The sequence below is a fragment of the Vibrio sp. 99K-1 genome, assembly GCF_013114585.1.
Lineage (GTDB): Bacteria > Pseudomonadota > Gammaproteobacteria > Enterobacterales > Vibrionaceae > Vibrio > Vibrio chagasii_B.
The window spans coordinates 42,975-68,447 of sequence record NZ_VTXF01000023.1 but is presented as its reverse complement, the minus strand read 5'-3'; the positions used below and the strand labels follow the sequence as shown (position 1 = coordinate 68,447).

General features: G+C 44.9%; 19 protein-coding genes. 6 read left to right on the top strand and 13 right to left on the bottom strand.

The annotated features are described in order from the left end of the window. Nucleotides 1-51: 51 nt before the first annotated feature. The 3 genes from F0228_RS18095 to F0228_RS18085 form a co-directional block, all read right to left on the bottom strand. Nucleotides 52-1,422, bottom strand: coding sequence for a DASS family sodium-coupled anion symporter (locus tag F0228_RS18095; protein WP_008222995.1), 1,371 nt, complete (start codon nt 1,420-1,422; stop codon nt 52-54). Between the two features lie 199 nt (nt 1,423-1,621). Beyond that, nucleotides 1,622-2,374, bottom strand: a complete 753-nt coding sequence (locus F0228_RS18090; RefSeq protein WP_032498702.1) for an ElyC/SanA/YdcF family protein — start codon at nt 2,372-2,374, stop codon at nt 1,622-1,624. Nucleotides 2,375-2,536: 162 nt separating this feature from the next. Beyond that, nucleotides 2,537-4,225: an NAD-dependent malic enzyme gene (locus F0228_RS18085; protein WP_061032752.1), complete on the bottom strand. Its 1,689-nt coding sequence runs from the start codon at nt 4,223-4,225 to the stop codon at nt 2,537-2,539. Nucleotides 4,226-4,409: 184 nt separating this feature from the next. Between F0228_RS18085 and F0228_RS18080 the strand changes: the two genes are divergently transcribed. Then, complete coding sequence (locus F0228_RS18080; RefSeq protein ID WP_171762582.1) at nt 4,410-6,806, top strand: helicase-related protein; 2,397 nt, start codon at nt 4,410-4,412, stop codon at nt 6,804-6,806. Nucleotides 6,807-7,009: 203 nt separating this feature from the next. After that, nucleotides 7,010-7,387 (top strand): hypothetical protein, encoded by a 378-nt coding sequence (locus F0228_RS18075; protein ID WP_004738481.1) that lies wholly within the window; start codon nt 7,010-7,012, stop codon nt 7,385-7,387. A 112-nt stretch (nt 7,388-7,499) separates the two neighbouring features. On the opposite strand, the gene F0228_RS18070 is transcribed toward F0228_RS18075, so the two are convergent. The 7 genes from F0228_RS18070 to F0228_RS18040 all read right to left on the bottom strand — a co-directional run bounded on the left by F0228_RS18070 (nt 7,500) and on the right by F0228_RS18040 (nt 13,556). After that, nucleotides 7,500-8,603 carry a phosphoribosylaminoimidazolesuccinocarboxamide synthase gene (locus tag F0228_RS18070; RefSeq protein WP_061032750.1) on the bottom strand — a complete coding sequence of 368 codons (1,104 nt, stop codon included), beginning with the start codon at nt 8,601-8,603 and terminating at the stop codon, nt 7,500-7,502. 237 nt (nt 8,604-8,840) lie between these two features. Next, entirely contained in the window at nt 8,841-9,248 is a 408-nt protein-coding gene (locus tag F0228_RS18065; protein WP_061032749.1) for a SulA-like leucine-rich domain-containing protein, read from the bottom strand. A 361-nt stretch (nt 9,249-9,609) separates the two neighbouring features. Further along, nucleotides 9,610-9,798, bottom strand: coding sequence for a hypothetical protein (locus F0228_RS18060; protein WP_004738475.1), 189 nt, complete (start codon nt 9,796-9,798; stop codon nt 9,610-9,612). A 165-nt stretch (nt 9,799-9,963) separates the two neighbouring features. Further along, nucleotides 9,964-11,037 carry a J domain-containing protein gene (locus F0228_RS18055; RefSeq protein WP_061032748.1) on the bottom strand — a complete coding sequence of 358 codons (1,074 nt, stop codon included), beginning with the start codon at nt 11,035-11,037 and terminating at the stop codon, nt 9,964-9,966. A 154-nt stretch (nt 11,038-11,191) separates the two neighbouring features. After that, the gene (locus tag F0228_RS18050) at nt 11,192-11,857 is read right to left on the bottom strand and encodes an OmpA family protein (RefSeq protein ID WP_061032747.1); all 666 of its coding nucleotides are present in this window, start codon (nt 11,855-11,857) and stop codon (nt 11,192-11,194) included. A gap of 116 nt (nt 11,858-11,973) precedes the next feature. Continuing rightward, on the bottom strand, nt 11,974-12,663 hold the full coding sequence (locus F0228_RS18045) for a DUF2786 domain-containing protein (protein ID WP_171762581.1): 690 nt from the start codon (nt 12,661-12,663) through the stop codon (nt 11,974-11,976). Nucleotides 12,664-12,872: 209 nt separating this feature from the next. Continuing rightward, on the bottom strand, nt 12,873-13,556 hold the full coding sequence (locus F0228_RS18040) for a DUF3334 family protein (protein ID WP_008223007.1): 684 nt from the start codon (nt 13,554-13,556) through the stop codon (nt 12,873-12,875). 222 nt (nt 13,557-13,778) lie between these two features. Here F0228_RS18040 and F0228_RS18035 point away from each other — a divergent pair, with 222 nt between their 5' ends. The 4 genes from F0228_RS18035 to F0228_RS18020 all read left to right on the top strand — a co-directional run bounded on the left by F0228_RS18035 (nt 13,779) and on the right by F0228_RS18020 (nt 21,172). Then, nucleotides 13,779-16,814: an FAD-binding and (Fe-S)-binding domain-containing protein gene (locus tag F0228_RS18035; protein ID WP_061032745.1), complete on the top strand. Its 3,036-nt coding sequence runs from the start codon at nt 13,779-13,781 to the stop codon at nt 16,812-16,814. 67 nt (nt 16,815-16,881) lie between these two features. Beyond that, complete coding sequence (locus F0228_RS18030; RefSeq protein WP_171762580.1) at nt 16,882-17,343, top strand: isoprenylcysteine carboxylmethyltransferase family protein; 462 nt, start codon at nt 16,882-16,884, stop codon at nt 17,341-17,343. A gap of 149 nt (nt 17,344-17,492) precedes the next feature. Further along, entirely contained in the window at nt 17,493-19,124 is a 1,632-nt protein-coding gene (locus tag F0228_RS18025; RefSeq protein WP_171762594.1) for a trypsin-like serine protease, read from the top strand. Between the two features lie 389 nt (nt 19,125-19,513). Further along, nucleotides 19,514-21,172, top strand: coding sequence for a serine protease (locus tag F0228_RS18020; protein WP_171762579.1), 1,659 nt, complete (start codon nt 19,514-19,516; stop codon nt 21,170-21,172). 94 nt (nt 21,173-21,266) lie between these two features. Here F0228_RS18020 and F0228_RS18015 read toward each other — a convergent pair whose 3' ends face one another. From F0228_RS18015 to hutU, 3 genes are all read right to left on the bottom strand, one after another. After that, nucleotides 21,267-21,992, bottom strand: a complete 726-nt coding sequence (locus F0228_RS18015) for a DUF3581 domain-containing protein (RefSeq protein ID WP_061032742.1) — start codon at nt 21,990-21,992, stop codon at nt 21,267-21,269. 208 nt (nt 21,993-22,200) lie between these two features. Continuing rightward, a complete protein-coding gene (gene hutH, locus F0228_RS18010; protein ID WP_171762578.1) occupies nt 22,201-23,733 on the bottom strand; it encodes a histidine ammonia-lyase in 1,533 nt (510 codons plus the stop codon). A 14-nt stretch (nt 23,734-23,747) separates the two neighbouring features. Beyond that, complete coding sequence (gene hutU, locus F0228_RS18005; RefSeq protein WP_105024766.1) at nt 23,748-25,442, bottom strand: urocanate hydratase; 1,695 nt, start codon at nt 25,440-25,442, stop codon at nt 23,748-23,750. Nucleotides 25,443-25,473: the final 31 nt, after the last annotated feature.

The window sequence follows — 25,473 nt, the reverse complement described above, 5'->3', positions numbered from 1 at the left end:
CAGCCAGTTTCGTCAGAGCACTTGCTTATGCAGATCTCTTATCAGTGTTTATTACCAGAAGATCCAAGCGAACAGTGTTAGCACTAGGATACAAACTAGGTTTAGAACCATACCAATTCGCATCATCTCTTTCTGCTTGATATGACCAGAGCCAAATACAATCGCGTTTGGTGGTGTTGCAACAGGTAACATGAAGGCACAAGATGCAGCGACAGCGATTAATGCAGACAGGATAACTGGCGACATACCTAATGCTTCAGCAATGGTGGCGAATACTGGTACTAACAATGCTGCACTTGCTGTGTTACTCGCAAATTCTGTTAGGAATACCACGAACGCGACTACCGCTAGAATCGTTAGTAGCACACCTGCTGTCTCTAAGAAGCCACTTAGTGAGTGCGCTAGGAATACGCTGGTGCCAGTCGCTTTAAGGATGTTACTTAGACAGATACCACCACCGAACAGAATCAATACACCCCAGTCGGTTGTCTTCTCAACATCTTTCCATTCTACCGCTCTAGAAGCGCCAAGCAGTACGATTGCACCAATTGCAACTAAGCTATCGAACTTAGAGAAGCCGCCGATCATTGCGTTGATTGGTTTACCGAAAATCCACAGAGTCACGGTGAGTAGGAAGATAGACAGTGTGATTTTCTTGCTGTTTGTCCATTCTACTGGCGCGTGGTCTAGCTCGAACTTATGGTTAAGTTTTGGCTTGGTCATCACGTAAAGAATCAACATTGCGATTGGCAATAGAATCATCGAGATTGGTAGGCCAAGTGCCATCCACTCTGTGAAGCTAAGGCCAACTTCTGCTGCAGCGATAGCGTTCGGTGGGCTACCTACTAGGGTTGCGATACCACCGATAGACGCACAGTAAGCGATACCTAGTAGCACGAACACGTAAGTATTACGGTCTTCGCTTTGGTCTACTTTGTTCATGATGCCAAGAACCAGAGGAAGCATCATTGCGGTTGTTGCTGTGTTAGAAATCCACATCGACAAACCAGCACTCACGCCGAATAACATGAAGACCGCGACCGACATTCTACCTTTTGCAATCAACAGAACTTTGTCAGCAATCGCTTTATCAAGTTCTTGCTTGTTTAGCGCGGCAGCAAGAGCAAACCCCCCCATAAATAGGAAGATGATTGGGTTGGAGAAGTTCGCCAATGCAGCGGGTGTGTTGAAGACACCAAACAGGACAGCCAAGAGTGGAACAAGCAGAGCAGTGATGCTGACATGAATAGCTTCGGTTAACCATAGAACCGCAACGAACACGAGAATACTCAAACCAGTATTGACTTGTGATTCGAAAGGAAGAGTGTTGAGCAAGAGTGCGAATAGCGTGAAATTACCAATTAATATCATGCTGTTGCGGGTAAACAACCAGTGTTTCAGTGTAGTAACAAGTGCCGTCATAAGGCGCTCCTTTTGTTTATCCTCGTTTATGGATGCACTTGCTTCATAGAGCTGTGCTTATTGTTTTTCGAGGAATATTGACTTCATGTAGGGTTGGGCTTTGTTGAGGGAATGTTACTTAAGTTAATAAAGGGGCGTTGGTGTGTTTTTGTGTAACAGTAGGGAAATGTGAGGCAACAAATTCAAAATGTGTAGATTTCTACACATCGGTCTCTGAAGGGGCAGAAATAGGGCTTGGAATTGGTGATATTTCTTGTTTTGGGCTGGGCTGAATCGGCTCTTTCGGGCCAAGGAATTTCGGGGTTGTACCCATAATATATAGGTCTAGGAAGGCTTTGGTACGAGCAAACACTTCACGTAAACGTATTGATGTTCCAGAGTGGTGAGTCGGCCCGGAAACCGCCAAACATTGCGCGTGAATGTCATATGAGTTGGCGATGAATAGCGCTCGTTCACAGTGGAATTTTTGAGTGATGATCAGGAAGTTGTCGGTATCGAAGATCTTCTTCGCACGAACAATCGAGTCTAAGGTTCTAAAGCCCGCGTAGTCGAGGTTGATACGCTCATCAGGAACGCCAGCTTTTAACAAGTCGCGCTTCATTGTCCACGGCTCATTGTAAGAGCGGTGAGCGTTGTCGCCACTTAATAAAAATTGGTCTACTTTTTCACGGTCGAACAGTTCTATTGCCGCTTCAATACGATGTTTGTAATAGTCGTTGAGCGTTCTACCCAAGTATTTGCTGGTACCCAGCACGACGGCAACCTCTACTTCTGGCACCTCATCGATGTCATAGATGATGCGGTCTTCGGCTTGCCACGAAACCCAATAATCGATCGCAATAACTGTAGCGCTGCCTATCAAGAACACAATGAAAGCGCCATACAGAAAACCTTGCAGTTTTTTGTATGCTTTTAATAAGTAGTTACGGCAAATGTGAGAATCGAATTTCACTCTCGGCATAGTCCTTTGACTGAGCATTATTTTTTTGAGTGCTCGATAATACCAAATAAAAATGAGAAAAATCAGTTAAAAAGACAAGACAATGTAAAGAAAAAAGCCCCTGCAATGGCAGGGGCTCTTGTAAGAGTGGTATTTGAGAACAAGTACGCTCTATTAGAATGCAGTACGCTTGTAGCGACGGTAAACTGGCTGCCAGAAGTGCTGGTCAATCGCTTGTTGTAGTGCTTCTTCAGTGATTTCTAGTGCAACACCTTGTTCAATTGCTTTCTTACCAACGGCAAAAGCAATCTTTTTAGATACAGTGTGGATCTCTTCCAGTGGTGGAAGTAGAGCACCAGAACCATTGATTGCTAGTGGAGAACAGGTCGCAAGTGCACGGCTCGATTCCATTAGCATTTCGTCAGTGATACGTGAAGCGTTTACAGCTAACACACCAAGGCCAATACCTGGGAAGATGTAGCTGTTGTTACACTGAGCGATTGGGTAAGTTGTGCCGTTGTGAACCACTGGCTCAAATGGGCTACCTGTTGCGACTAGTGCTTTACCATCTGTCCAACGAATGATGTCGTTTGGTGTTGCTTCAACACGGCTTGTTGGGTTCGATAGTGGGAACACGATAGGGCGTTCGCAGTGAAGGTTCATCTCTTTGATGACTTCTTTGCTGAATAGACCTGGTGCACCAGATACACCAACCAATACTGTTGGTTTTGCGTGACGAACAACGTCTAGTAGAGAGAAACCAGTACCATCGCTTTCCCAGTCTTTAGTGTTCGCGTTGGTTTGAACTAGGCGCTGTTGGAAATCAAGCAGGTTCTGCATGCCTTCCTGTAGTAAGCCCCAACGGTCAACCATGTATACTTGAGAGCGCGCTTGCTCGTCGCTGATACCTTCAGACACCATTTGAGCGATGATTGCTTCTGCGATACCACAACCTGCAGAGCCTGCACCCAAGAAGGTGATACGTTGGTCTGAAAGTTTGCTGTTTGCTGCTTTACATGCTGCAAGTAGAGAACCCACAGTTACCGCTGCTGTACCTTGGATATCATCGTTAAAACAACAGATGCGATCTTTATAGCGCTCAAGTAGAGGCATTGCGTTCTTCTGTGCGAAATCTTCGAACTGAACTAGCGCATCAGGCCAACGACGTTGAACGGCTTGGATGAACTCTTCAACGAACGCATCGTAATCAGCACCTGTGATACGAGGGTGACGCCAGCCCATGTACATTGGGTCAGCAAGACGTTGAGGGTTATTTGTACCAACATCTAGCACGATTGGTAGCATGTAAGCTGGGCTGATGCCGCCACACGCTGTGTACAGTGCTAGTTTACCGATTGGAATACCCATGCCACCGATACCTTGGTCTCCCAAACCAAGAATGCGCTCACCGTCCGTAACCACGATAACTTTAACATTGTGGTTTGTCGCATTATTCAGTAGATCATCGATACGATCGCGGTTCGGGTAAGAGATAAACAGACCACGACCACGACGGTAGATATTTGAGAAGTTCTCACATGCTGCGCCAACCGTTGGCGTGTAAATGATAGGCATCATTTCAGAGATGTGGTTTTGAACTAAACGATAAAAAAGCGTTTCATTAGTGTCTTGGATGTTACGAAGGTAGATATGCTTATCCATATCACTTTCGAAGTTACAATATTGTTTATATGCACGTCCAACTTGCTCTTGGATTGTTTCCGTTGTTTCCGGTAACAAACCTTCAAGGTTAAAAGAGCTACGCTCTTCAGCAGTGAATGCGCTGCCTTTGTTTAGAAGGGGTGTACTTAGTAGAGCAGGACCAGCATAAGGGATATATAAAGGGCGTTTATCGTTGTTCATTGGATGCCTAATATGGGAGAAAGGGTAACTGAAAAATGATAACGGTTTAGTTATTCAATTGTAAATAGTTTCTCCCCGATCTTGGCAAACAAAATGATATTCTTTCTCCTATCCCACAGTTATCGAATTCTAACGTCATAATTCGTTATACTTTGCTCACATTTTTTCGCGGCTCTCTCTTTTTATGTCTCAACTTCCCATCGATAGCTATCAAAGTACTTTCCATCAACAGATCGCCGATTCTCACCTTGTTGTAGGAGCTGAAACCGGTTCGGGTAAATCAACGCGCCTGCCAATTTGGGCATCTCAACATGGGCGTGTGCTAGTGGTAGAACCAAGAAGAATCGCTTGTACATCGTTAGCTAAGTTTCTAGCGAAAGAATCGGGTGAGAAGCTGGGCAGCAAAGTGGGTTACGCCATCAAGCTTGAAGCACAATACAATGAGCAGACTGATGTAGTGTTTGTTACGCCCGGTATTGCCTTACGTTGGTTAGCGGAAGATGGGTTGGTAGGCTTTGATGTGATTGTGGTGGATGAATTTCACGAAAGGCGTTGGGACATCGACTTGCTGGTGGCGATCCTCAAGCAGAAGGCGAGTCACCGTTTGGTCATCACATCGGCAACCATCGAAGGGGAGCGCCTCGCTGGTTATCTACAAGCGAACAGGATCAGTTGTGAGGGACGAACTTATCAGGTTGATATCGAGCACAGAGCAAATGAATCTAGGGCTTTGCCAGATAGTCGACATCTAGAGCAACGCGTCGCTGAAGAAGTGAATCATCAACTTATTGCATCGCACGGCGATATCTTGGTTTTCCTTCCGGGCAAGAAAGAGATTGTGCAGTGTGAGCAAGCATTGGCAAAACATCAGGATCTGCAAGTTGTTAAATTGCATGCCTCGGTGAGTGACAAGGAGCGAGACCTCGCGTTATCTGGTCGCAACACGGGTAACGAAAGTGGCAATAGAAACGATGGTAGAGGCTTGCGAAAGGTCATTCTCGCAACCAACGTGGCTGAAACCTCACTTACCATTCCCGATATTGGTGTGGTGATCGATTCTGGATTGGAAAGAAGAACGGTTCAACGTAATGGCAGAACCACTTTGATGCTGAAATCCATATCACGCGCGAGTGCCAAGCAACGTGCCGGGCGTGCGGGTAGGGTAATGGACGGTGTTTGTGTTCGTTTGTATGGTGAGCATGCGGCATTAGAATTAGTCACACCACCTGAATTGCAGCGTGAAGAGTTGACTGAGCCGATGTTGGCAGCGGCATGCAGTGGCTTCACTTTGGAGAGTTTGTCTTTCCTCGATCCCATTCCAGAAAAATCACTACACAGCGCAACACAAACTTTGCTGACGATGGAAGCGATTGACGACGACTATCAAATTACCGACCACGGCAAAAAGCTATACCCACTGCCGATTGATGCCTTGTATGCCGATATTGTTACCCGTATTAAAACCAAAGCATTGAAAGAGGCGATGGTCGATCTCACCGCCGCATTGTCTGTACCTGCTCGTTTATATCAGCTACCTAATAATGCTGAACACTTGGAAGCGCTCGCCCGGCAAGAAAAAGAGGGCTGTGATTTAACCTTGTTGATTCAGATTGTGCGTGGTCGCGATTATCCGCACCTTGAAATCGACCAACAAGCTTTGGCGGAAGCACAAGGGCTTGCCGAGCAAATGCGTGAAGTGTTTGAGCTCCCTCAGTTGGAAGTTGCCTCTCGTTATCAACGAACAGCGCTACTTGAAACCATCATTAAGCTGCATCCTGAGTTGGTGTTTGTGCGCCGTTTAAAAAGAAGAGAGGCGTTTGCTAACGGGTCACTAGAGGTAGTACTTGGTCGTCAGAATCGTTTTCCTGATAACGCGCAGGCTATGCTGGTGTTTGATACCCACAGCCTTCCTGGGCGAGGGGTTAAGCAGACACTGACTCTCGCAACGACCACAGCACCGATTTCGCTTTATCTGATGGTTGATGCGGAACTTGGCGAATGGCAACAGGGTGAAACCGTGGTCAATGATGATGGTGTGTTTACCGAGATGGATTTGGTGTACGCGGGTCGCACAGTTACAACCAAACTGGTTGCAGCAGAAGGTCAGTTGTCCTTAAAACCTATCGTGGATCTGGTGGTAAGTGGCACTCAGCTTCCTGATTTTGCCAAGGTTCGCACTCAAGAGATAAAGCACTGGCAGTTGTACGTGAAACTTGGGCTGGATGAGCAAACCAAGTTTACCTCCGATATCGAGCAACTGAGTTTTGAATCGTGGTTTATTGAGCAGCTTGAAGTGCTAGGGGTTACCGATGTCAGTGAACTCGAAATGTTTGACGCATCGGACATTCCTTTTGACGGTATCCCTAGTTGGTTATATGCAGAGTTCGCTGAAAAGTACCCGTTCTCACTCACTCTTGCTGACTTGAACTTGGAGGTTGAGTACCTTGTGGGAAGAAAGTTGATTTACGTTCATTATCAGTCGGGTAGTAGAAAAGCACCGCCGAAACGATGGGAGCTACCAACTTGGTCTGGCTGGCGTATTCAGTACAAAAAGGCGAGTCGAATTATTGATATAAAATAGATAGATAAGTTTTATCTCCAAAATATTAATCAAATAGGCGCATATATTATTTTTCGGTGCGCATTATGTTACAAGTTTGATTTTTATATGCCTTTTTAACCAATCAAAAGGTCATAAAAGACTATTGTTCTATATCCTATTGCTATAACGAAAAAGTTGATAGATATTGAGTATATTGTGTTGCCAAAGTGTCGGGGGACATCATGGATAATCAGAAAGAGACGCGTGTAGAGTTTGATTACACAACTTTTCTTGGCGCCTCATGCAGTAAAAAATGGACTTTTCTGGAGGCACTCACCACCATTGCTCCAGTGTTCAGCACCGTTTGGCGAGACAGCATCAAAGAGCTAGCAAGCCCAGAAGATCGCTTATGGCAAATGGCATTGAAATCGATGTCTACACGTAAAAGCGATGAATCAAATATTGTGACTTTGCTTAAGCTTGCCAAATTAGAAGGCATCAATGAACTCAAAGTGGTGATGCCATATTCTCTTGAAGAAGAGCAGATTGAGTACATCGAATCGCGTAGTCATTTAGTGATTGCAGGTAATACTGGAGAGGAGTTTACTATCCGACTGTAAACGTTGGAGCAGTGCCAGCGATGCTCAAACAAGACTGAAAACGCACATGTAAAAAGGGCCTCAATATTGAGGCCCTTTTTGTATCGTGACGGTGTTTAAATCGACAAGATGATTAATCGATTAGTCCGTAGTCAGCACGCAATACGTCGATGATCTCTTGTTTAGGATTGTCGCTCAGTACAATCTCAGCGCCAGTAATCTTTGCTGCGATATCAAGGTAAGTGCGAGAAAGAGACATCAGTGCATCCAATGGCAATTCATTGTCACGCGCTAGCGCTTCACGCTCTGGCATACGCTCTTTATTCAGGAGAATATCGGCATCAGGGAAGTAGTTAAGTAGGAACTGACGGAAACCTTCTTTTGAGTTTTCAACGATGTTGCCATTGTTGTATTGCTCTGTATCCCAGATACGAGATGAGTCAGGTGTGCCCACTTCGTCCATGTAGATAAGCTTCTCTTTGCCTTGTGCATCGTTCACGTAACCAAACTCAAACTTGGTATCAACGAAGGTTTGGTCTACTTTCTCTAACGCGTCACTGATGACGTTAAAGCCTTCTTTCAAAAGTTTCTCGTAGTGCGCGATATCGCTCTCTTGAGAGAAGTTAAACGCTGCAAAGTTATCTTGGATGTTCTGACGTGTGATGTTTACATCGTCCGCTTCTGGTACACCAGGAATGCCTTTCAAAATACCTTTAGTCGAAGGAGTGATTAGAAGCTCTGGTAGTTTCTTATCTTTTTCTAGACCTTCTGGCATTTCGATACCACAGAATTCACGCTCACCATTTGCGTATGCACGCCACATAGAGCCTGTGATGTATTGACGACAAATCGCTTCAATCATTACTGGGCGCGCTTTTTGTACAATCCATACGAATGGGTGAGGGATATCAAGAATATGGCTGTCAGCAAGACCGTTGTCTTTAAAAAGCTTGAACCAATGGTTAGAGATAGCATTAAGCGCAGCGCCTTTACCAGGAACACCTTTCAGGTTGCCTTCACCACGCCAGATACAATCAAATGCAGAGATACGGTCACTGATTACCATGATAGCTAACGGAGCATCAGGTGCTACGTCGTAGCCTTTCTCTTTAATTAGTCGTTGGCTATCTTCTTCAGTTAACCAGTAAACCGAACGAACCTTGCCACTGTGGACAGGTTTATCAGTGCGGATTGGGAGGTCATCATTTACGGCAAGAACTTGATCAGCGAGGCTCATTTAGACATTCCTATCTTTTATCAAACGTCATACAGAGAAGTGCAATGTGCACATGATTAGACGGGCATTATACCCAATCTAACGTTTGCTTCCAGAGAAAAAGCAAACGTTTGCTAAATCTGCTAATCAAATAAAAACCCCTGCCTAACTATCCACCAAATTTAAGGTGAAATGTAGGGCAGGGGAAGGCAGTATATTTGGACTATATTACTGAGCTATCTAGTAGCGCTATGTTGCTTAGTGAATGCGCTCTGAATTGGCATCCATGAAGAAAACCTCACACTGGAAACGCATACCTAATGTTCTTAAGTACTGTTGGCTAAATTGATCAATTGATGCGCTAGCAACGATCGCACTCGCATTCTTAGAGCGGATCGCTTTCTCTACTGTTTCAGCTTCGGTCATTTGGTGAGAAGCTTTCATGTGAATAACGCGGTCGCAGCATACGTTATGCTTCTGTAGCTGCTTAGCGGATGGTCTTGGCGTTTGAGCCGTAAATAGTAGCCATTGATGTTGATTGGACAGCAACGCCATTTTTGCAAATAACGCTTCATCAGTTGAATGATGAGCTGAGCGAGAAGCTGATGCAAATGCGCCGTGAATTAGCGGGCTAGAGTGTTGTGCTTTAACGTGTGCTTGAATCATTTTGCTGTCCTTATATACATGCTGTATGTGTATACAGTAGTTTTTGTTGCTTATAAGATCAAGCGCTTTTTGCGGGATTATTGGACGATTTCTTAGGATGAAATGAAGTTTGTACTTATAAGTCTATGAAATTAATTGATAAATTAAATTTGAATGATTTTGCCGTTTTTCTCAGAAATGGAAAAAAGTGTGAGCTTTATACAGGTGTATACAGTAGTTTTCTGTAAAAACCACTGTATACACCTGTATAGAAGATAAGAAGATAAGAAGATAAGAAGATAAGAAGATAAGAAGATAAGAAGATAAACGCTGGGCACAAAAAAAGCGCCTAAGGCGCTTTCTTATATTTCAATGGTGTAGCTTATCTCAGTGTTGCTTGGGAGAGTTTTGCTCTCATTTCCATCTCACCAATATTGAACTGGCGAACATCCATGGTCGCGATATCATTGCAATCTTTACATGCATGATGGCACTTACCATCTAGGTAGTCGTGCTTTTTTACTAGGCTTGGCTTTTTGCACCAATCACAAACGCCTTCTATTGTGAACATATTCTCTCCTCACCTGTTTAAGTCAGGTGTATTTTCGGCGCAAATTATGACACAACAGAGACCTATTAGTTAATAGTTTGTTACTCGTTTTTGAGAAGGTGATCGATTGCAACACTAATAAAATCGATATCTCTGTGAGATGGAAAGATAAAGGTGTATAGTTGTTTACGATTTTGTAACACTTTGTGAGATCGTTTTTAGCGCACTGTTCAAACGTTTCATTTCTTCGTCACATCCCTGACCATCAGGGTGGTAAATCTTTGATAGTTGTTTATATCTCACCTTAATACTTTTCTGATTAGGAATAGAGCTTGGCGTGTAGCCAAATAGTGCACAGGCTAACTGTAAATTGTTCGAACTTTTTTGGCCTTTTTGTTTCTTCAATTCGTTGAACATGGTCTGCAATTGACGTTTTTGCTGCTTAATGGCGCGGTTCTTCTCGCTCAGTTGCGCTTCGAGTGCCTGCTTCTGCGTTCCCAAGTCACTCGATTTTAGAATCTCTCTTTTTCGCGAGATCACCAGAGTCGCGCTGATACTCACGATAACAATCAGTAACGCTAAAGCAGCACCAATCATATAGTCAGAGCCAGTTAGGCTAGAGCTGGAGAGGTTAGATTGCACTTGGTTAGATTGTATTTGCTGAGATGCTCCCTGACTGTTGTCTATTTCAGAGCCGATACCCTCGTCGAGCTGTTCGATTGAAGAGATCTGTTTTGCACGTTGTTGGTTGAACTGTGCTTCAAGAACACGGTTGTAGCCATCTTCCGCGTCTGGGTTGTTTGGCAACGCTGCTTCATACCAAAGTTGTGCGGAGTCTAGTGGGCTGAGTAGCTCGTGTTCTGGGGAAGATTCGTAGAGCTTGGCGATTTCTAGTGTCGCTTGCTTGTTCCCTTGCAATGCGGTTTTGATAAACCATTCCAAGGCTAATTTGTTATCGGGCTCACCACCCGTTCCGGCCAAGTAAAGCTCAGCCAATCTGAACTGTGCATTTGCATTGCCGTTTTCCGCGGATTGCGAATACCAATAGAATGCGTCATCGATGTTTTTAGAGACGCCTATCCCTAATTCATACGCTTGTGCTAATTGATATTGTGATGCCGAGTTTTTAGGTGATGGATCTGCTGCGTTACGTTCTTCACTGTTATCTGCCGCGAGGGCGAGGGAGGAAAGCAATAAAACAAGGGCTAGAAGCAGTGTTTTCAGGGGCGATGATGTTAGAAAGTTGGATAGGATAAGCAAAAGATAAGTCTCGTAAAAAGCCCAGTGCCGATATCAGTATCAAGACGCTATGTAGTGAATAGTAAAGTCGTACAGCTTTAAATAGGCCATACGACTGACAAGCCACTATATAGCGGTTATTTCAATAGATAAAGGAGGCTGGGCTTTAATCGTGCTACTTAAGTGGCAAGATTTGAATCTCTACGCGTCGGTTACAAGCTCGGCCTTGAGATGTGTTGTTGTCGCATAGTGGGTAACGTTCGCCGTTACCACGAGCAATGGCACGGCCTGCCGCTACGTCTTGAGAGATCAAGAATGCACGAACAGATTCAGCACGGCGCTCAGAAAGGATTTGGTTCGTCGACTCGCTGCCAGTGCTGTCAGTGTGACCTTCGATTACTAGGCTCGTGTCTGGGTATTCAACTAGGATACGCGCAACACCACGAAGTGTATTGTGAATGCTTGATTCAAGCGCGTAAGAACCAGAATCGAAACCAATGCCGTTTTCAAGGCGAAGTAGAAGTTGGTTTTCGCCAACACGCTCTACTTGAACACCTGAGTTCATCAGTTCTTCACGAAGTGCCGCTTCTTGTCGGTCAAAGTAGTAACCAATACCACCGCCAACAGCAGCACCGCCGGCAGCACCAATAAGAGCACGTTTACCACGGTCTTTAGAGTCACCGGTAGCAGCACCAGCAACGGCACCAGCGATTGCACCAATTAGAGCGCCTTGAGTTGCAGAGTTAGTCTCAGATTCGCCAGTAGTAGCGTTTTGGCGTTGAGTTGCCTGACAACCCGTAAGTGCGACAGTAAGCGCTAGGGCTAGTGTGATTTTTTTCAACGTATTTTCTCCATCATGTACTTCTGTCAAACGTATGGATTACGAATGACAAACATATAGTCCTGTAGGTCCTATTGATGGTTTTTATCAATACGCTGAAGCAATGTAAAGCGGCTCTATGATTTAGATATCTTTTTAGGTGCCTGTGCCCCGGAAACTGGTCGATTAACAGACAATTTACGGCCTTTCTTCAAGCCAACTTCGTAATCAGCGGTGAGATTTTTCATCGCCTCTTTAAGTTGTTGTTTGAAGGTTTCGCGGTCGATATTTTTGAACTCTTTATCGATGTAGTTATTGATTTTGTTGTTCGACTCGTCGTCTGGTGTGATCGTCGGTAGTTTTTCAAGCGCACCTTCAACCCAACCTGATACAAAGGAATTCACGCGACGGGTTACTTCTAATGTACCCGTACCAGACCCCGCAAAGCTGTTGCGGAATTGGCCAGTATGTTCATTCAGTTCACGATAGATGATATCGAAAGCAAAGGCTGCAAAGATGGCACGATCGGCTTCACCGATGAACTCTACACGCTTGAGACCTTTATGGTTCAGCAGTACAGCTTCTACGCCAAACTTAGTGTTGATACCACGAATAACACGCAGCAGTGTTGAGCTGATATTTGCAGGTAATAGGTGCGTGGATTGAGTCTTGCCCATCTTGATAAATTCAATATCGTCTTTTTCGAGACCATATTTCAGCATCAAGTTATGCGCCATTTTGATTGCATTGGCTGCTTCATTGACGTTAGCAGAATTACCAAGCTCAAGACACTTAGCTATTTTTTTTAGGGCTTTTTTCTTATCCATCGACTACTTAATCATTACCGCAAATTTTGAAAAGTCCGACATTTTACATGTTTTGGTGGGTAACAGAAAGCAAAACTCACTCAGTGGGCGAGTTGGGTTCGTAACAATTAATTAAGCAAAACGGACTTTGGAGCATAAACAAAAACGCCATCAAGAAGATAGATGGCGTTAGTGACAGGGTTTTTGATAATGACTAGAGCATTCGCAAACTAGATACCCAGTTCATCAAGCAGATCGGCTGCTGAATCATTGCCTGAGCTTTGTGTTGGCTTATTGCCTTCCTGCATCTTTTTCTGAGTTGCTTCAAGAATGCTGTCTGGACACTCGTCTTCTGCAATCTCAAATTCTTCTAGTTGGATGAACTCTGTTTTGTCCATAGCCAGCTCAAGGTAGAAGATATTATTGTTTTCAGTTGAGAAGGTCACACGACGAGCCTGTGGGCGATCAAGGTTAGTATCAACAGAAAGGTTTACTTGCTTGTTCAGTGCCAGCATCTTCGGTTGGTTTTGAGTGATGTTGGTTTGCAGCTCTTTGCGGATCTTATTAGTGAAGTCACCAACTAGCTGGTTCATTAATTCACCTAGTACGTCACCCACTTCATCAGATGTATGCAGCACAGCCAGTTCATTTTCCGGCATGCCCATGTTACGCATGTAATTGGTGTAGATCTCTAATGCGGCTTTCGACGTAAAATTGATAACAACAAGACCAGAAAAGCCTCCGTCAAATAGAACGAAGCAACCAAAATCTGGCTTTAGGCTTGTCTTATTGATCTTTTGAACCATGGCTGAATAGGACACCTGAGAAGCCGTTGCTGATGTAAGTACGCTAGAGACTGATTGGCATAGCTTAAGAAGAATATCTTCAGTGGTGACTGTTTTATTTTTTTTCATTTTGATGTGCTCGTGGAGATGTCTTAAACAAAATGTTATTCAATATTTTGTTACTGAATTAAGACGAAAGTGACTATTTCTCCATTCTTGCACTGAGATTCTGATTTGATCACCTTTTTATATGATCTTAATAGTAGTAAAGTGACGAAATTCAAAGAAAATTATTAAAAATCTCAGATAACCCAATGCTGATAGGATCAGCGAAGTAGGGGCAGGAAGCAAATGTTACCAAGACTTCAACTCAATGCTGATGTCGATCCAGTTGTTGTACGCTTTTTAGATGAACTAAAAACAGCGGGCTTTACTGGCGACATTGAATCTCAATATTCTAGCCGTTTGGCGGTCGCGACTGATAACAGTGTCTATCAGCAATTGCCCCAAGCTGTCATTCTTCCCAAAACAACACACGACGTTGTGCTTATCGGTAAAGTGGGTTCTAAATCTGCTTATGAACGCGTAACTTTTTCTCCTCGTGGTGGCGGTACTGGAACCAATGGACAATCCCTAACTAAAGGGGTTGTGGTTGATTTATCACGCTACATGAATCAGGTTCTTGAGATTAATGAGAAGGAAGGCTGGGTACGAGTTCAGTCGGGTATCGTTAAAGATCAATTGAACGACGCGGTTCGCCCTTACGGTTACTTCTTCTCTCCAGACCTTTCGACCAGTAACCGAGCGACACTGGGTGGCATGATCAACACGGATGCATCAGGCCAAGGGTCATTGAAGTACGGTAAAACGTCTGATCACGTGTTGTCTTTGCAAGCGGTATTCGCCGATGGTTCGTGTCTAGAGTCTGATTTATCACATGGCTTACCGGAAGAGGGCGAGTTTGCGCATCATGCGCTTGCGGTAACCGAAGCGGTATGTCGTGAAAAACGCGCTCAAATCCTCAATAAATTCCCACCATTGAACCGCTTCTTGACGGGCTACGATCTCAAGAATGCTATCAATGATGACGATGACAGCTTTGACCTTACTCGCGTGTTATGTGGCGCAGAGGGATCTTTAGCCTTCATTACTGAAGCAAAGCTAAATCTAACCAAAATCCCGAAAGCGCGAACTCTGGTTAACGTGAAATACAACACGTTTGATTCTGCACTGCGTAATGCACCCTTCATGGTTGAAGCGAAGGCTCTCTCTGTAGAGACGGTCGATTCACGAGTATTGAATCTAGCGAAGCAAGACATTGTTTGGCATACCGTGAGCGACCTGCTGACGGACGTTCCTAACAAAGAGATGCTTGGCATCAACATGGTTGAGTTTGCGGGCCAAGATGAAGCGGAAGTTGAACAACAAGTTCAAGCGCTGACAGCCAAACTTGAAACCATGGTTGAGAGCGAAGAAGCGGGCGTGATTGGCTTCCAAGTGTGCAGTGATTTGGCGAGTATTGGTCGAATCTACAACATGCGTAAGAAAGCGGTAGGTCTATTAGGTGCGGCGAAAGGCCGAGCTAAGCCGGTCGCTTTTGCTGAAGATACCTGTGTACCACCTGAAAACTTGGCGGATTTCATCTCTGAATTCCGAGTCCTGCTTGATTCAAAAGAGTTGAACTACGGCATGTTTGGTCACGTTGATGCGGGCGTTCTACACGTTCGTCCGGCACTCGACCTATGTGACCCTATGCAAGAAGCCTTGATGCACGAAGTTTCTGATGAAGTGGTTAAGCTGGTGGCGAAATACGGCGGCTTAATGTGGGGTGAGCACGGTAAAGGTTTCCGTTCTGAGTACGGTCCTGACTTCTTCGGTGAAGAACTGTTTACCGAGCTTCGACGTGTTAAAGCGGCATTCGACCCACATAACAAGATGAATCCAGGCAAGATCTGTACGCCTTTAGAAAGTGACGCTGAGTTGGTGAAAGTGACCGACACTAAACGTGGCTTTTATGATCGCCAGATAGATGTTCAAGTGCGCGACAGCTTTAAGCAAGCGATGGAGTGTAACGGCAACGGCTTATGCTTTAACTACGACACGAGCTCGCCAATGTGCCCTTCTATGAAAGTCACTGCTGACCGTCGACATTCACCAAAAGGTCGTGCTGGTTTAGTCAGAGAGTGGTTGCGTCAGCTAACTGAGCAAGGCGTGGATATTCTCGATTTAGAGCAAGAAGCGCTAAAAGACGATACTCCGGTCAAAACTATGGTTGAGCGCGTTCGTAACACCATGAACAAACGCCACGAGTACGATTTCTCGCACGAAGTACATGAAGCGATGAATGGTTGTCTTGCATGTAAAGCGTGTGCGAGCCAATGTCCAATCAAAGTTGATGTACCAAGTTTCCGTTCACGATTCTTAAACATCTATTACTCACGCTACCAACGCCCTGCCAAAGATTACTTGGTCGCAAACATTGAAACCATGCTGCCACTAATGGCGAAAGCGCCAAAGGTCGTTAATGCTGCATTAGGTCAAAAGTGGGTTCAATCTGCAACAGCGAAAACAGTCGGTTATGTTGATGCGCCGCTGATGTCGGTGCCTACGCTCAAAAATCGTCTGGCAAGCAAAGAGCTGCAACTTTTTGATATTCAATATCTAGAAGGGCTCTCTTCGGAAGAGAAGAAACAGCATGTTTTGATTGTCCAAGACCCGTTTACCAGTTTCTATGATGCAGAAGTGGTTGAAGACTTTGTCACTCTGGCTCAAAAGCTTGGCAAGACACCTGTGCTACTGCCGTTTAAACCAAATGGTAAGGCGTTGCACATCAAGGGCTTCTTAAGTCGTTTTGCGCGCGAGGCGAAATCTACTTCTGATTTCTTGTCGATGGTCGCAGATATTGGTATTCCACTCGTGGGTGTGGATCCAGCTTTGGTACTTTGCTATCGCGACGAATATGTCGAGATCTTAGCGGATAAGCGTGGTGACTTTGATGTGCTCACTGTTCATGAATGGTTATTACCATCGCTCGGTGACTATGAAGCGCGCTCTGCAAGTGAAGAGATGTGGTATTTATTCTCTCACTGTACCGAGAAAACCAAGATGCCAAATGCTGAAAAAGAGTGGGGCGCTATCTTCCAACACTTTGGAGCAGCCCTTACTAGCGTACCTGTAGGCTGTTGTGGCATGGCGGGGACGTTCGGACATGAAGTCGATAAGTTACAAATGTCGAAAGACATCTACGGTTTAAGTTGGAAGCCAAGGATGCAAGACTTACCAAAAGAGCGCTGTTTAGCAACCGGGTACTCTTGCCGTAGCCAAGTTAAGCGTTTTGAAGGTGAGAAGCTCGCCCACCCATTACAGGCACTCGCACAAATTCTTTAAACCATTTAGCCCAGCAGTTGCTGGGCTTTTTTCTAAACTAACAATGGAATTGTTAATAAGGAAAGCTATGAAATTTCTTGAGTTGAAAGTCCCACCAGTTGCTCTGTTTATATTGGTTTTAGTCGCCTCTTATTTCAGTGCGCAACAGTTGAGTACAGGCGCGATAGGGATGCCGTTTAAGTTCATCATTCTTGGTGTCGGAATCGTTTTTAGCGGCGTTATTGGATTATCTGGCATTTGGGAGTTTCGAAAACAGAAAACTACCGTTAATCCAATTAAAGTCGAAACCGCTTCTACCGTCGTTGATAGCGGGATTTTTGGATACACGCGAAACCCAATGTATCTAGGCCTTTTCATCTTACTGTTCTGCTTTGGCTATTTCTTCCAAAATATTTTCAGCGTCTTGTTGAGTTTTGCCTTTGTCATCTACATGAATCAGTTCCAAATCAAACCAGAAGAGCGAGCACTAGAGCAATTATTCGGTGCTGAATATGTTGATTACAAACAAAAGGTTAGACGTTGGGTTTAACAAACCTCGTTAAAACAAACCTACAGGATAAGAATTGTTATCATTTAATCGATACCTATCACACTTCATTATGATTTTGGTTTTATATCTATCTTTTATAAAATAGCCTGTCCGCATTATTAATATAAATAAAAGGCTAGGTAATGAAAATTGTTCAGACTAAATGGTTGTCATTAGGCTTCTGTGTAGTGGGTCTGTCCTCAACATCGGCGTTGGCAGATGTTTCAGCTCGAATTATAAACGGTAAAGAAGCAACACAAGGGAATTGGCCATTTATGGCTGCACTAGTCTCAAGAAACGTGAACGCTTATGACGGTCAGTTTTGTGGTGCGAGCTTCATTGGCGAGAGATATGTCCTCACGGCTGCTCACTGTGTAGACGGTAATGGTCGTGAAGATCTCGATGTGGTAATTGGCGTATCCAACCTCTCTGCCTCTCAAGCTACACAACATAGATACGCGGTTGAGAATATTTATGTACATCAGTATTACATTCCTAATCCTATTAGTAACGATATAGCCATTATCGAGCTCGTCGATAAGCCATCAGAGTCTGTGGTTAATCTCGTTGATGGTTATGTTCGAGGTAACCTGAATGATGGTCAGATGCTAACGGTGATGGGATGGGGGGATCAGGACGCATCAGATGGATATGCATCTAAGAGTGAACTGTACCAAGTCAACGTTCCTTTAGTTAACCAGTACCAATGTAATAGTGTTCCTCACAGTGGCTATGCCTTTATTGGCAGTGATGCATTCTGTGCTGGGTACAGTGATGGTGGTTATGACTCTTGTCAGGGTGATAGTGGTGGCCCAATCGTTGTTTCGACAAATGGATCATATGAGCAACTGGGCATTGTAAGCTGGGGCAAAGGCTGTGCACAGGCCAACGCCTACGGAGTCTATACCAATATTAGCTATTTTGATGATTGGATTAATGAGCAGAAAGCAGGGTTTAGTTATCGTCAAATAGAAATGCTAGGTGCAAGATTATTGGCGCCTATCTCACATACCTTTGAATTCATAAATAAGTCCGATCAAAACATCGAAGTAAACCATGTTTATCCAATTTCTAGTAATGATACCGTTATAACGGACAACGGATGTAGCACTTTAACAGCAGGACAAAGCTGTGAAGTAGTGGTGAGTTATAACCTAAACTCAATTGGTAAACATGAATTTGGTATTAATGTTGACACTGATTCCTTATTGGGCACGGTTACATCAAAGGCTTCTGTGATAGGAGCGAGATCTGTAACGAATACTGTGGACTCTCATGTGAGTGTTCCAAACAGTGGTGTTTACAGCACACAAGCGTGGGGTACCGAAGGATCAACAATCGTCTCTCCGTCAATAGGTAGCAGCGAATCGACCATGTTGGTTGTAGAGGGGATACCTACCGGTACAGTCTCTTTCGATGTGACGGTATCTTCTCAATTGGATCATGATTACCTTGAGCTCTATATTAACGGTCAAGAGTTCGACAAAGAATCAGGTCAGCTTTCTGGCTCAGTGAACTTGCCGATGGTGAGGGATTCCAACAACAGCCTTATGATTAAATATGTGAAAGATGGCTCTATTTCTTACGGGGATGACAGAGTTACGATTAAAAACTTTGCTTATACCGATGAAATAAAGATATCTAAATCAGAAGGCACGCAGAATGCGAAAAGCTCTGGTAGCAGTGGCGGTTCTCTGGCTTGGCATTGGTTATTTGTGCTTTTAGGCGGTGCGATCGTACGTAAGTCATTTTCACCACTGAAGATGAAAGGTGATCAGTAAACTATACTACTGACGTTAACTTAAGACTGATAGCCAACCTATCACCTTTAGTTAAACGCGAAAGCCCAGCATGATGAAATCAGCTGGGCTTTATTGAACTGAATTCACGGTTATAGCTACCATCAATTTCCGTTTCTAACGTGGTATCTATCAGTTCCAAATCAAACCAGAAGAGCGAGCACTAGAGCAATTATTCGGTGCAGAATATGTTGATTACAAACAAAAAGTTAGGCGTTGGGTTTGATTTACTCTGTGGGATAATGAGTTAACCAACCACTAATATCAGTTCCGTTTTCAAGGTAAGCCATATTTTGGCGCTCTCACCATTTATATTTATTTTTTATCAAATAACCTGCCCGCCATTATTAAAACAAATGAAAGGTTAGGTAATGAAAGTTATCCAGACAAAATGGCTGCCATTAAGTATTTATGCGGTTGGCCTCTCTTCAATGCCGGTATTGGCAGATATCTCCCCTCAAATTATCAACGGTAACGAAGCGACAAAAGGTAGTTGGCCATTCATGGTCGCACTTGTTTCAAAAAACATGGACGCCTACGAAGGGCAGTTCTGCGGTGCAAGTTTTATTGGTGAGCGATATGTACTCACAGCAGCGCACTGTATCGAAGCAAGCAGTAGCCAAGATTTTGAGGTTGTCATTGGTCTCTCTGATCTTTCTTCGCCTGACGTAGAGAAGCACCGCTATTCCGTCGAGCAAGTTTATGCTCATGAAAGCTATACTCAAGAGCCTGCGAGTCATGATATTGCCATTATTGAGCTTAGTGATAAGCCCATGGAATCTGCGGTTGACCTAGTCGATGGTTATGTCCGTGATAACTTGAGTGCAGGTCAGATGTTAACCGTCATAGGTTGGGGCGACCAGAATTCGTCGCAAGAGCAATACTCATCCACGAGCCAGTTGCAGCAAGTGAATGTTCCGTTAGTTAGTCAGCGAGATTGTAACCTTGGTCAAGGAGATGGATATTCAGATATCGGTGCTGATGCTTTTTGTGCTGGTTACAAAGAAGGCGGCCGCGATTCATGTAGTGGGGATAGCGGTGGCCCAATCATGTTGTCCACCAACAATGGTCACTACGAACAGCTAGGTCTTGTGAGTTGGGGAGAAGGTTGCGCACAGCCAGAGGCATACGGTGTCTACACCAACATAAGCCACTTTGCTGACTGGATAGGTAAGAAGACGGCAGGCTTTAGCTACCAAACTAAGGTGATGTTAGGCGCTCGACCTTTGGGGCCGATTGAACACAAGTTTGAATTTACGAACAAATCTGATCAAGAGGTTAACGTAACCAACGTATCTTTGGCTACCGGTACAAACGATCCTATAACCTACAATGGTAGTGCGATTATAAAGAGCAATAGTTGTGCGACGTTATCGCCGAATGAAGGGTGTGATGTGGTTGTAAGCTACAACATAGACTCAGTGGGTAACCATGATTTTGGTATCAAGGTGTCAACCGACTCACTAGCGGGTGTAGTGACGTCAAAGGCATATGTTATTGGCGCGAATGAGGTTTCTAATACGGTGAATTCACTCGTCACGATACCTAAGAATGCAGTCTACAGCACAGAAGCTTGGGATGTTGAAGGGGATACGATAGCGTCACCGGATATTGGTAATAGCCAGTCCACCGCATTCATTGTCGACGGGATCCCAGCTGGTACCGTATCTTTGGATCTCACCGTCTTTTCTGAAGAAGATCGTGACTACATGGAGATCTACATTAACGGCTTTGAAGTTGGCGCGTTTGCAGGCCTATTATCTGGCACTGTTGAACTGCCAATGGCGAGAGCTAAAGACAATAGTTTCATGATTGCGTACAGCAAAGATGAGGTGGGTTCTGCAGGGCATGACAGAGTGACCATTAAGAACTTTGCTTATAGTAATGAGATTAAAGAGCTAAGCTTGGTGGAAGATCCAACTACCAAAGAGACAGGTGGTTCAATGGGTTGGTATTGGCTAGCGATGCTGTTGGGTGGCACGATGATGCGTAAGTCACTTTCGTTATCGAAGAGGAAAGGTACTCAGTAAATAGCTGTGACTTAAACCAATATCTATTGTTTAGAATGAAAAAAGCCCAGCTTGAGGATATCAAGCTGGGCTTTTTAATTCTGTGTTGGCTTACTTAAGCGGCAGCCGCGAACTGAGCTAGAAACATCTCTTTGCGCTCGTTGAAGCGGTTTACTAGGTCGTCTACAGAAGCTTGGTCGTATGGCTTAAGGCCACTTGCTACCATGCGCTTCACGCCTTTACCGACTACTTCGCCATCTTCTTTGAAATCGAAGTTCAGGGTCACGATGCCGCGCTTGCCTTCAACGTCAAAAGTCGCACCAGAGAATTCAACTTCTGGGTGAGAAAGGTCTAGGCGAGTAAACTCAACTTCCATGCTCTCGTAAATAACAAGAGGACGTTGGCAGTTGATCATCATTTGTTGCTCTTCCATAAGAGGAACCATGATGTGAGGGAAGTTCATACCTGAGAACTTAACGTAGTTCGTTACTACGTGCTCGATGAATGCTTGATCGTGGCTCTTCTCACCTTCACAAGACATGTGTAGGTACTCTTTACCATTTGCATCGATAAGTGAGCTCTCTTTTTCACACTTGTTATCAACGCTTAACGCAATACCGTTACCAACCATACCTGAAAAATCAAAACGCATTTTTTGGCTGATGCCTTCTTTTTGCAGAAGAACCGCAAATAAAAGATCGCCAGGAACACAGAAGCGCTTGTTGTCTTCATCGTGAATTGGGTTGAAATCGCCAGCTACTTTTTTAGCAAAGTGGCTTGCTTGTTCACGAGTGAATTGAAATTGATTGTCTTCAGTAGAAAAGTAAGGTGTCAGAAACATAGTATCGCTATTAGTCATCAAATCTGGGGTGGATTATAGCTAACTAACTTCGATCTAATGGTCTATCCAGTTAACTTTGCTTATATATCAGTCAATTAGATAGATACGTTGGATGGTATGTGGCAGTTTTACAGGGGATATGGTGACTGGCTCAATGCAACAAGGGCTAATCGATAGCCCTTGTTTATATGACGTGTTATTTCACGACTTAAAAGCTACACAAAATACCTTCAGGCATTAAGTGGTTGTGCACAGACAATTTGAGCAATAAGTTAGCTTGCTCGATGTCCGGTGCGAAGTAGCGGTCTTTGTCGTAGAAGCTGACTTTTTCACGCAGGATCTGTTTCGCTTCTTCTACTCGAGGTGAAGAGAGGTTTGGTGCTCTAAAATCCAAGCCTTGCGCTGCCGCTAAATACTCAACTGCCAAGATTCCACGAGTGTTCTCTGCCATGTCACGGAGACGACGACCAGCAAAGGTTGCCATAGACACATGATCTTCTTGGTTAGCGGACGTTGGCAAGCTGTCTACAGAAGCTGGATGAGCCAGTGTTTTGTTCTCACTAGCTAGTGCTGCTGAGGTAACCTGAGCAATCATAAAGCCAGAGTTAACGCCGCCATTGTCGACTAAGAACGGTGGAAGTTTACTTAGCGCGCTATCAATCAGTAGTGCCATTCGACGTTCTGACAAACTACCGATTTCAGCAATGGCTAAGGCTAAGTTATCTGCGGCCATAGCAACGGGTTCTGCGTGGAAGTTACCACCCGAAATGATGTCACCATCGTCCGCAAAGACCAGTGGGTTGTCCGATACGGAATTCGCTTCAACCATCAGTGTTTCTGCTGAGTTGCGGATCTGCTGTAGACACGCGCCCATCACTTGAGGCTGACAACGCAGTGAGTAAGGGTCTTGAACCTTTTCACAACACGTGTGTGACTCACCAATTTCACTCTTTTGGTCAAGCAGATGACGGTAAGCAAGCGCAGCGTCCATTTGTCCACGGTGACCACGAACGCGGTGAATACGAGGATCAAATGGGCGGCGGCTACCTAGCGCAGCTTCAACTGACATAGCGCCACATACTGTCGCAGACGCGAACAAGTCTTCTGCTGCGAATAGGCCTTCTAAGGCGAATGCGGTGGATGCTTGCGTACCGTTGAGTAGCGCTAAACCTTCTTTAGGAGCGAGTGTGATTGGCTCTAGCCCCGCGATCTTCATTGCTTCCAAACCAGTAATGATTTTACCGTTGTGACGAGCTTGGCCTTCACCAAGTAGAACGGTACTCATGTGGGCTAGGGGAGCGAGGTCGCCAGATGCACCTACTGAGCCTTTTTGTGGCACACAAGGGTAAACCTGCGCGTTCACTAGATCGATCAGGGCATTGATCACCTTGAGTCGGATACCTGAGTAGCCACGAGACAAGCTGTTAATCTTGAGCACCATCATCAAGCGCACGGTTTCGTCAGACATGAATTTGCCGATGCCTGCTGCGTGAGACAGCACGATACTTTTCTGCAGAACTTCGAGATCTTCTGGGGCGATCTTGGTGTTCGCCAGTAAGCCAAAGCCCGTGTTGATACCATAAACAGTGCGGTCTTCAGCAATCACTTGTTCGACAACCTGCATGCTCGCTTCAATATCTGGGATTGCAGCAGGGTCGAGTGACAGATTCACAGGGCTACGACTAATCTTGCGAAGTTCAGATAGGCCTAGAAGTCCTGGTTTCAGTAATAAATTCAACATGTTTTCTCCAGACATTAAAGGCGACGAAGTTCTTCGTTTAGCATAGGTAAATCAAGTTTCTGTTCTTTCGCACACTGCTTAGCAATGTCGTAACCCGCATCAGCATGACGCATAACGCCTGTCGCTGGATCATTGTGAAGTACGCGAGCAATACGTTGCGATGCATCTTCAGAACCGTCACAACAAATCACCATACCTGAGTGTTGCGAGAAGCCCATACCAACGCCGCCACCATGGTGTAAAGAAACCCAAGTTGCGCCGCCTGCAGTGTTTAGCAGTGCATTCAATAGAGGCCAATCTGATACCGCATCTGAACCATCCATCATACCTTCTGTTTCACGGTTCGGGCTGGCAACCGAACCTGAATCTAGATGGTCACGACCGATAACTACTGGTGCTTTCAGCTCGCCATTTTTCACCATTTCATTGAATGCTTGGCCTAAACGTTCACGATCTTTCAAGCCGACCCAACAAATACGAGCTGGTAAGCCTTGGAACTGAATGCGTTCACGCGCCATGTCTAGCCAGTTATGCAGGTGAGGGTTGTCTGGAATCAGTTCTTTTACTTTTTGGTCTGTTTTGTAGATGTCTTCTGGGTCGCCAGAAAGGGCTGCCCAACGGAATGGACCGATGCCTTCGCAGAACAGTGGACGAATATAAGCAGGAACGAAACCCGGGAAATCAAACGCGTTTTCTACGCCTTCTTCCAGTGCCATTTGGCGAATGTTGTTACCGTAATCTACGGTCGCAGCGCCGCGATATTGTAGGTCTAGCATAGCTTGAACTTGAATCGCCATAGACTGCTTAGCTGCCTTAACGACCTTAGCTTCATCAATAGTGCGCTCTTGTGCGGCTTTCTCCATCGTCCAACCTTGTGGCAAATAGCCGTTCAGAGGGTCATGGGCAGAGGTTTGGTCAGTAACGACATCTGGTGTGATGTTTCGCTCTACTAACTCAGGGAAAACATCCGCAGCGTTACCTAGCAGGCCAACAGAAATAGGTGTGTCAGACTCTTTAATAATAGCCATCGCTTCATCTAGGCTGGTGGCTTTCTTGTCTACATAACCAGTACGCAGGCGGTAATCAATTCGTGATTCATCGCATTCAACCGCAATCATTGAGAAGCCAGCCATGGTAGCTGCAAGAGGTTGAGCGCCACCCATGCCGCCAAGGCCACCTGTGAGTACCCATTTGCCTTTTGCTTCGCCTTGGAAGTGTTTCTTCGCGATAGCGACAAAGGTTTCGTAAGTACCTTGAACGATGCCTTGTGATCCGATGTAGATCCAGCTACCTGCGGTCATTTGGCCGTACATCATCAAGCCTTCTTTATCGAGCTCGTTGAAATGTTCCCAGTTTGCCCAGTGTGGAACAAGGTTCGAGTTAGCGATTAACACGCGAGGTGCGTTTTTATGAGTCGGGAACACGCCTACAGGTTTACCAGACTGAACAAGTAATGTTTGGTCGTCTTCTAAACGCTCTAATACTTCAACAATCTTGTCGTAACATTTCCAATCACGTGCTGCACGACCAATACCACCATACACAACCAGTGCATGCGGGTGTTCTGCCACATCAGGATCTAGGTTGTTCATGAGCATACGTAGTGGTGCTTCTGTTAACCAAGATTTTGCGCGCAAAGTGGTGCCATGAGGTGCGCGAATTTCGCGAGTCGTGTCGAGACGAGGGTCACTGTTGTGGTGTTCCGTCATTTTGAAATTCCTTCTGTTTCACGTTATATCG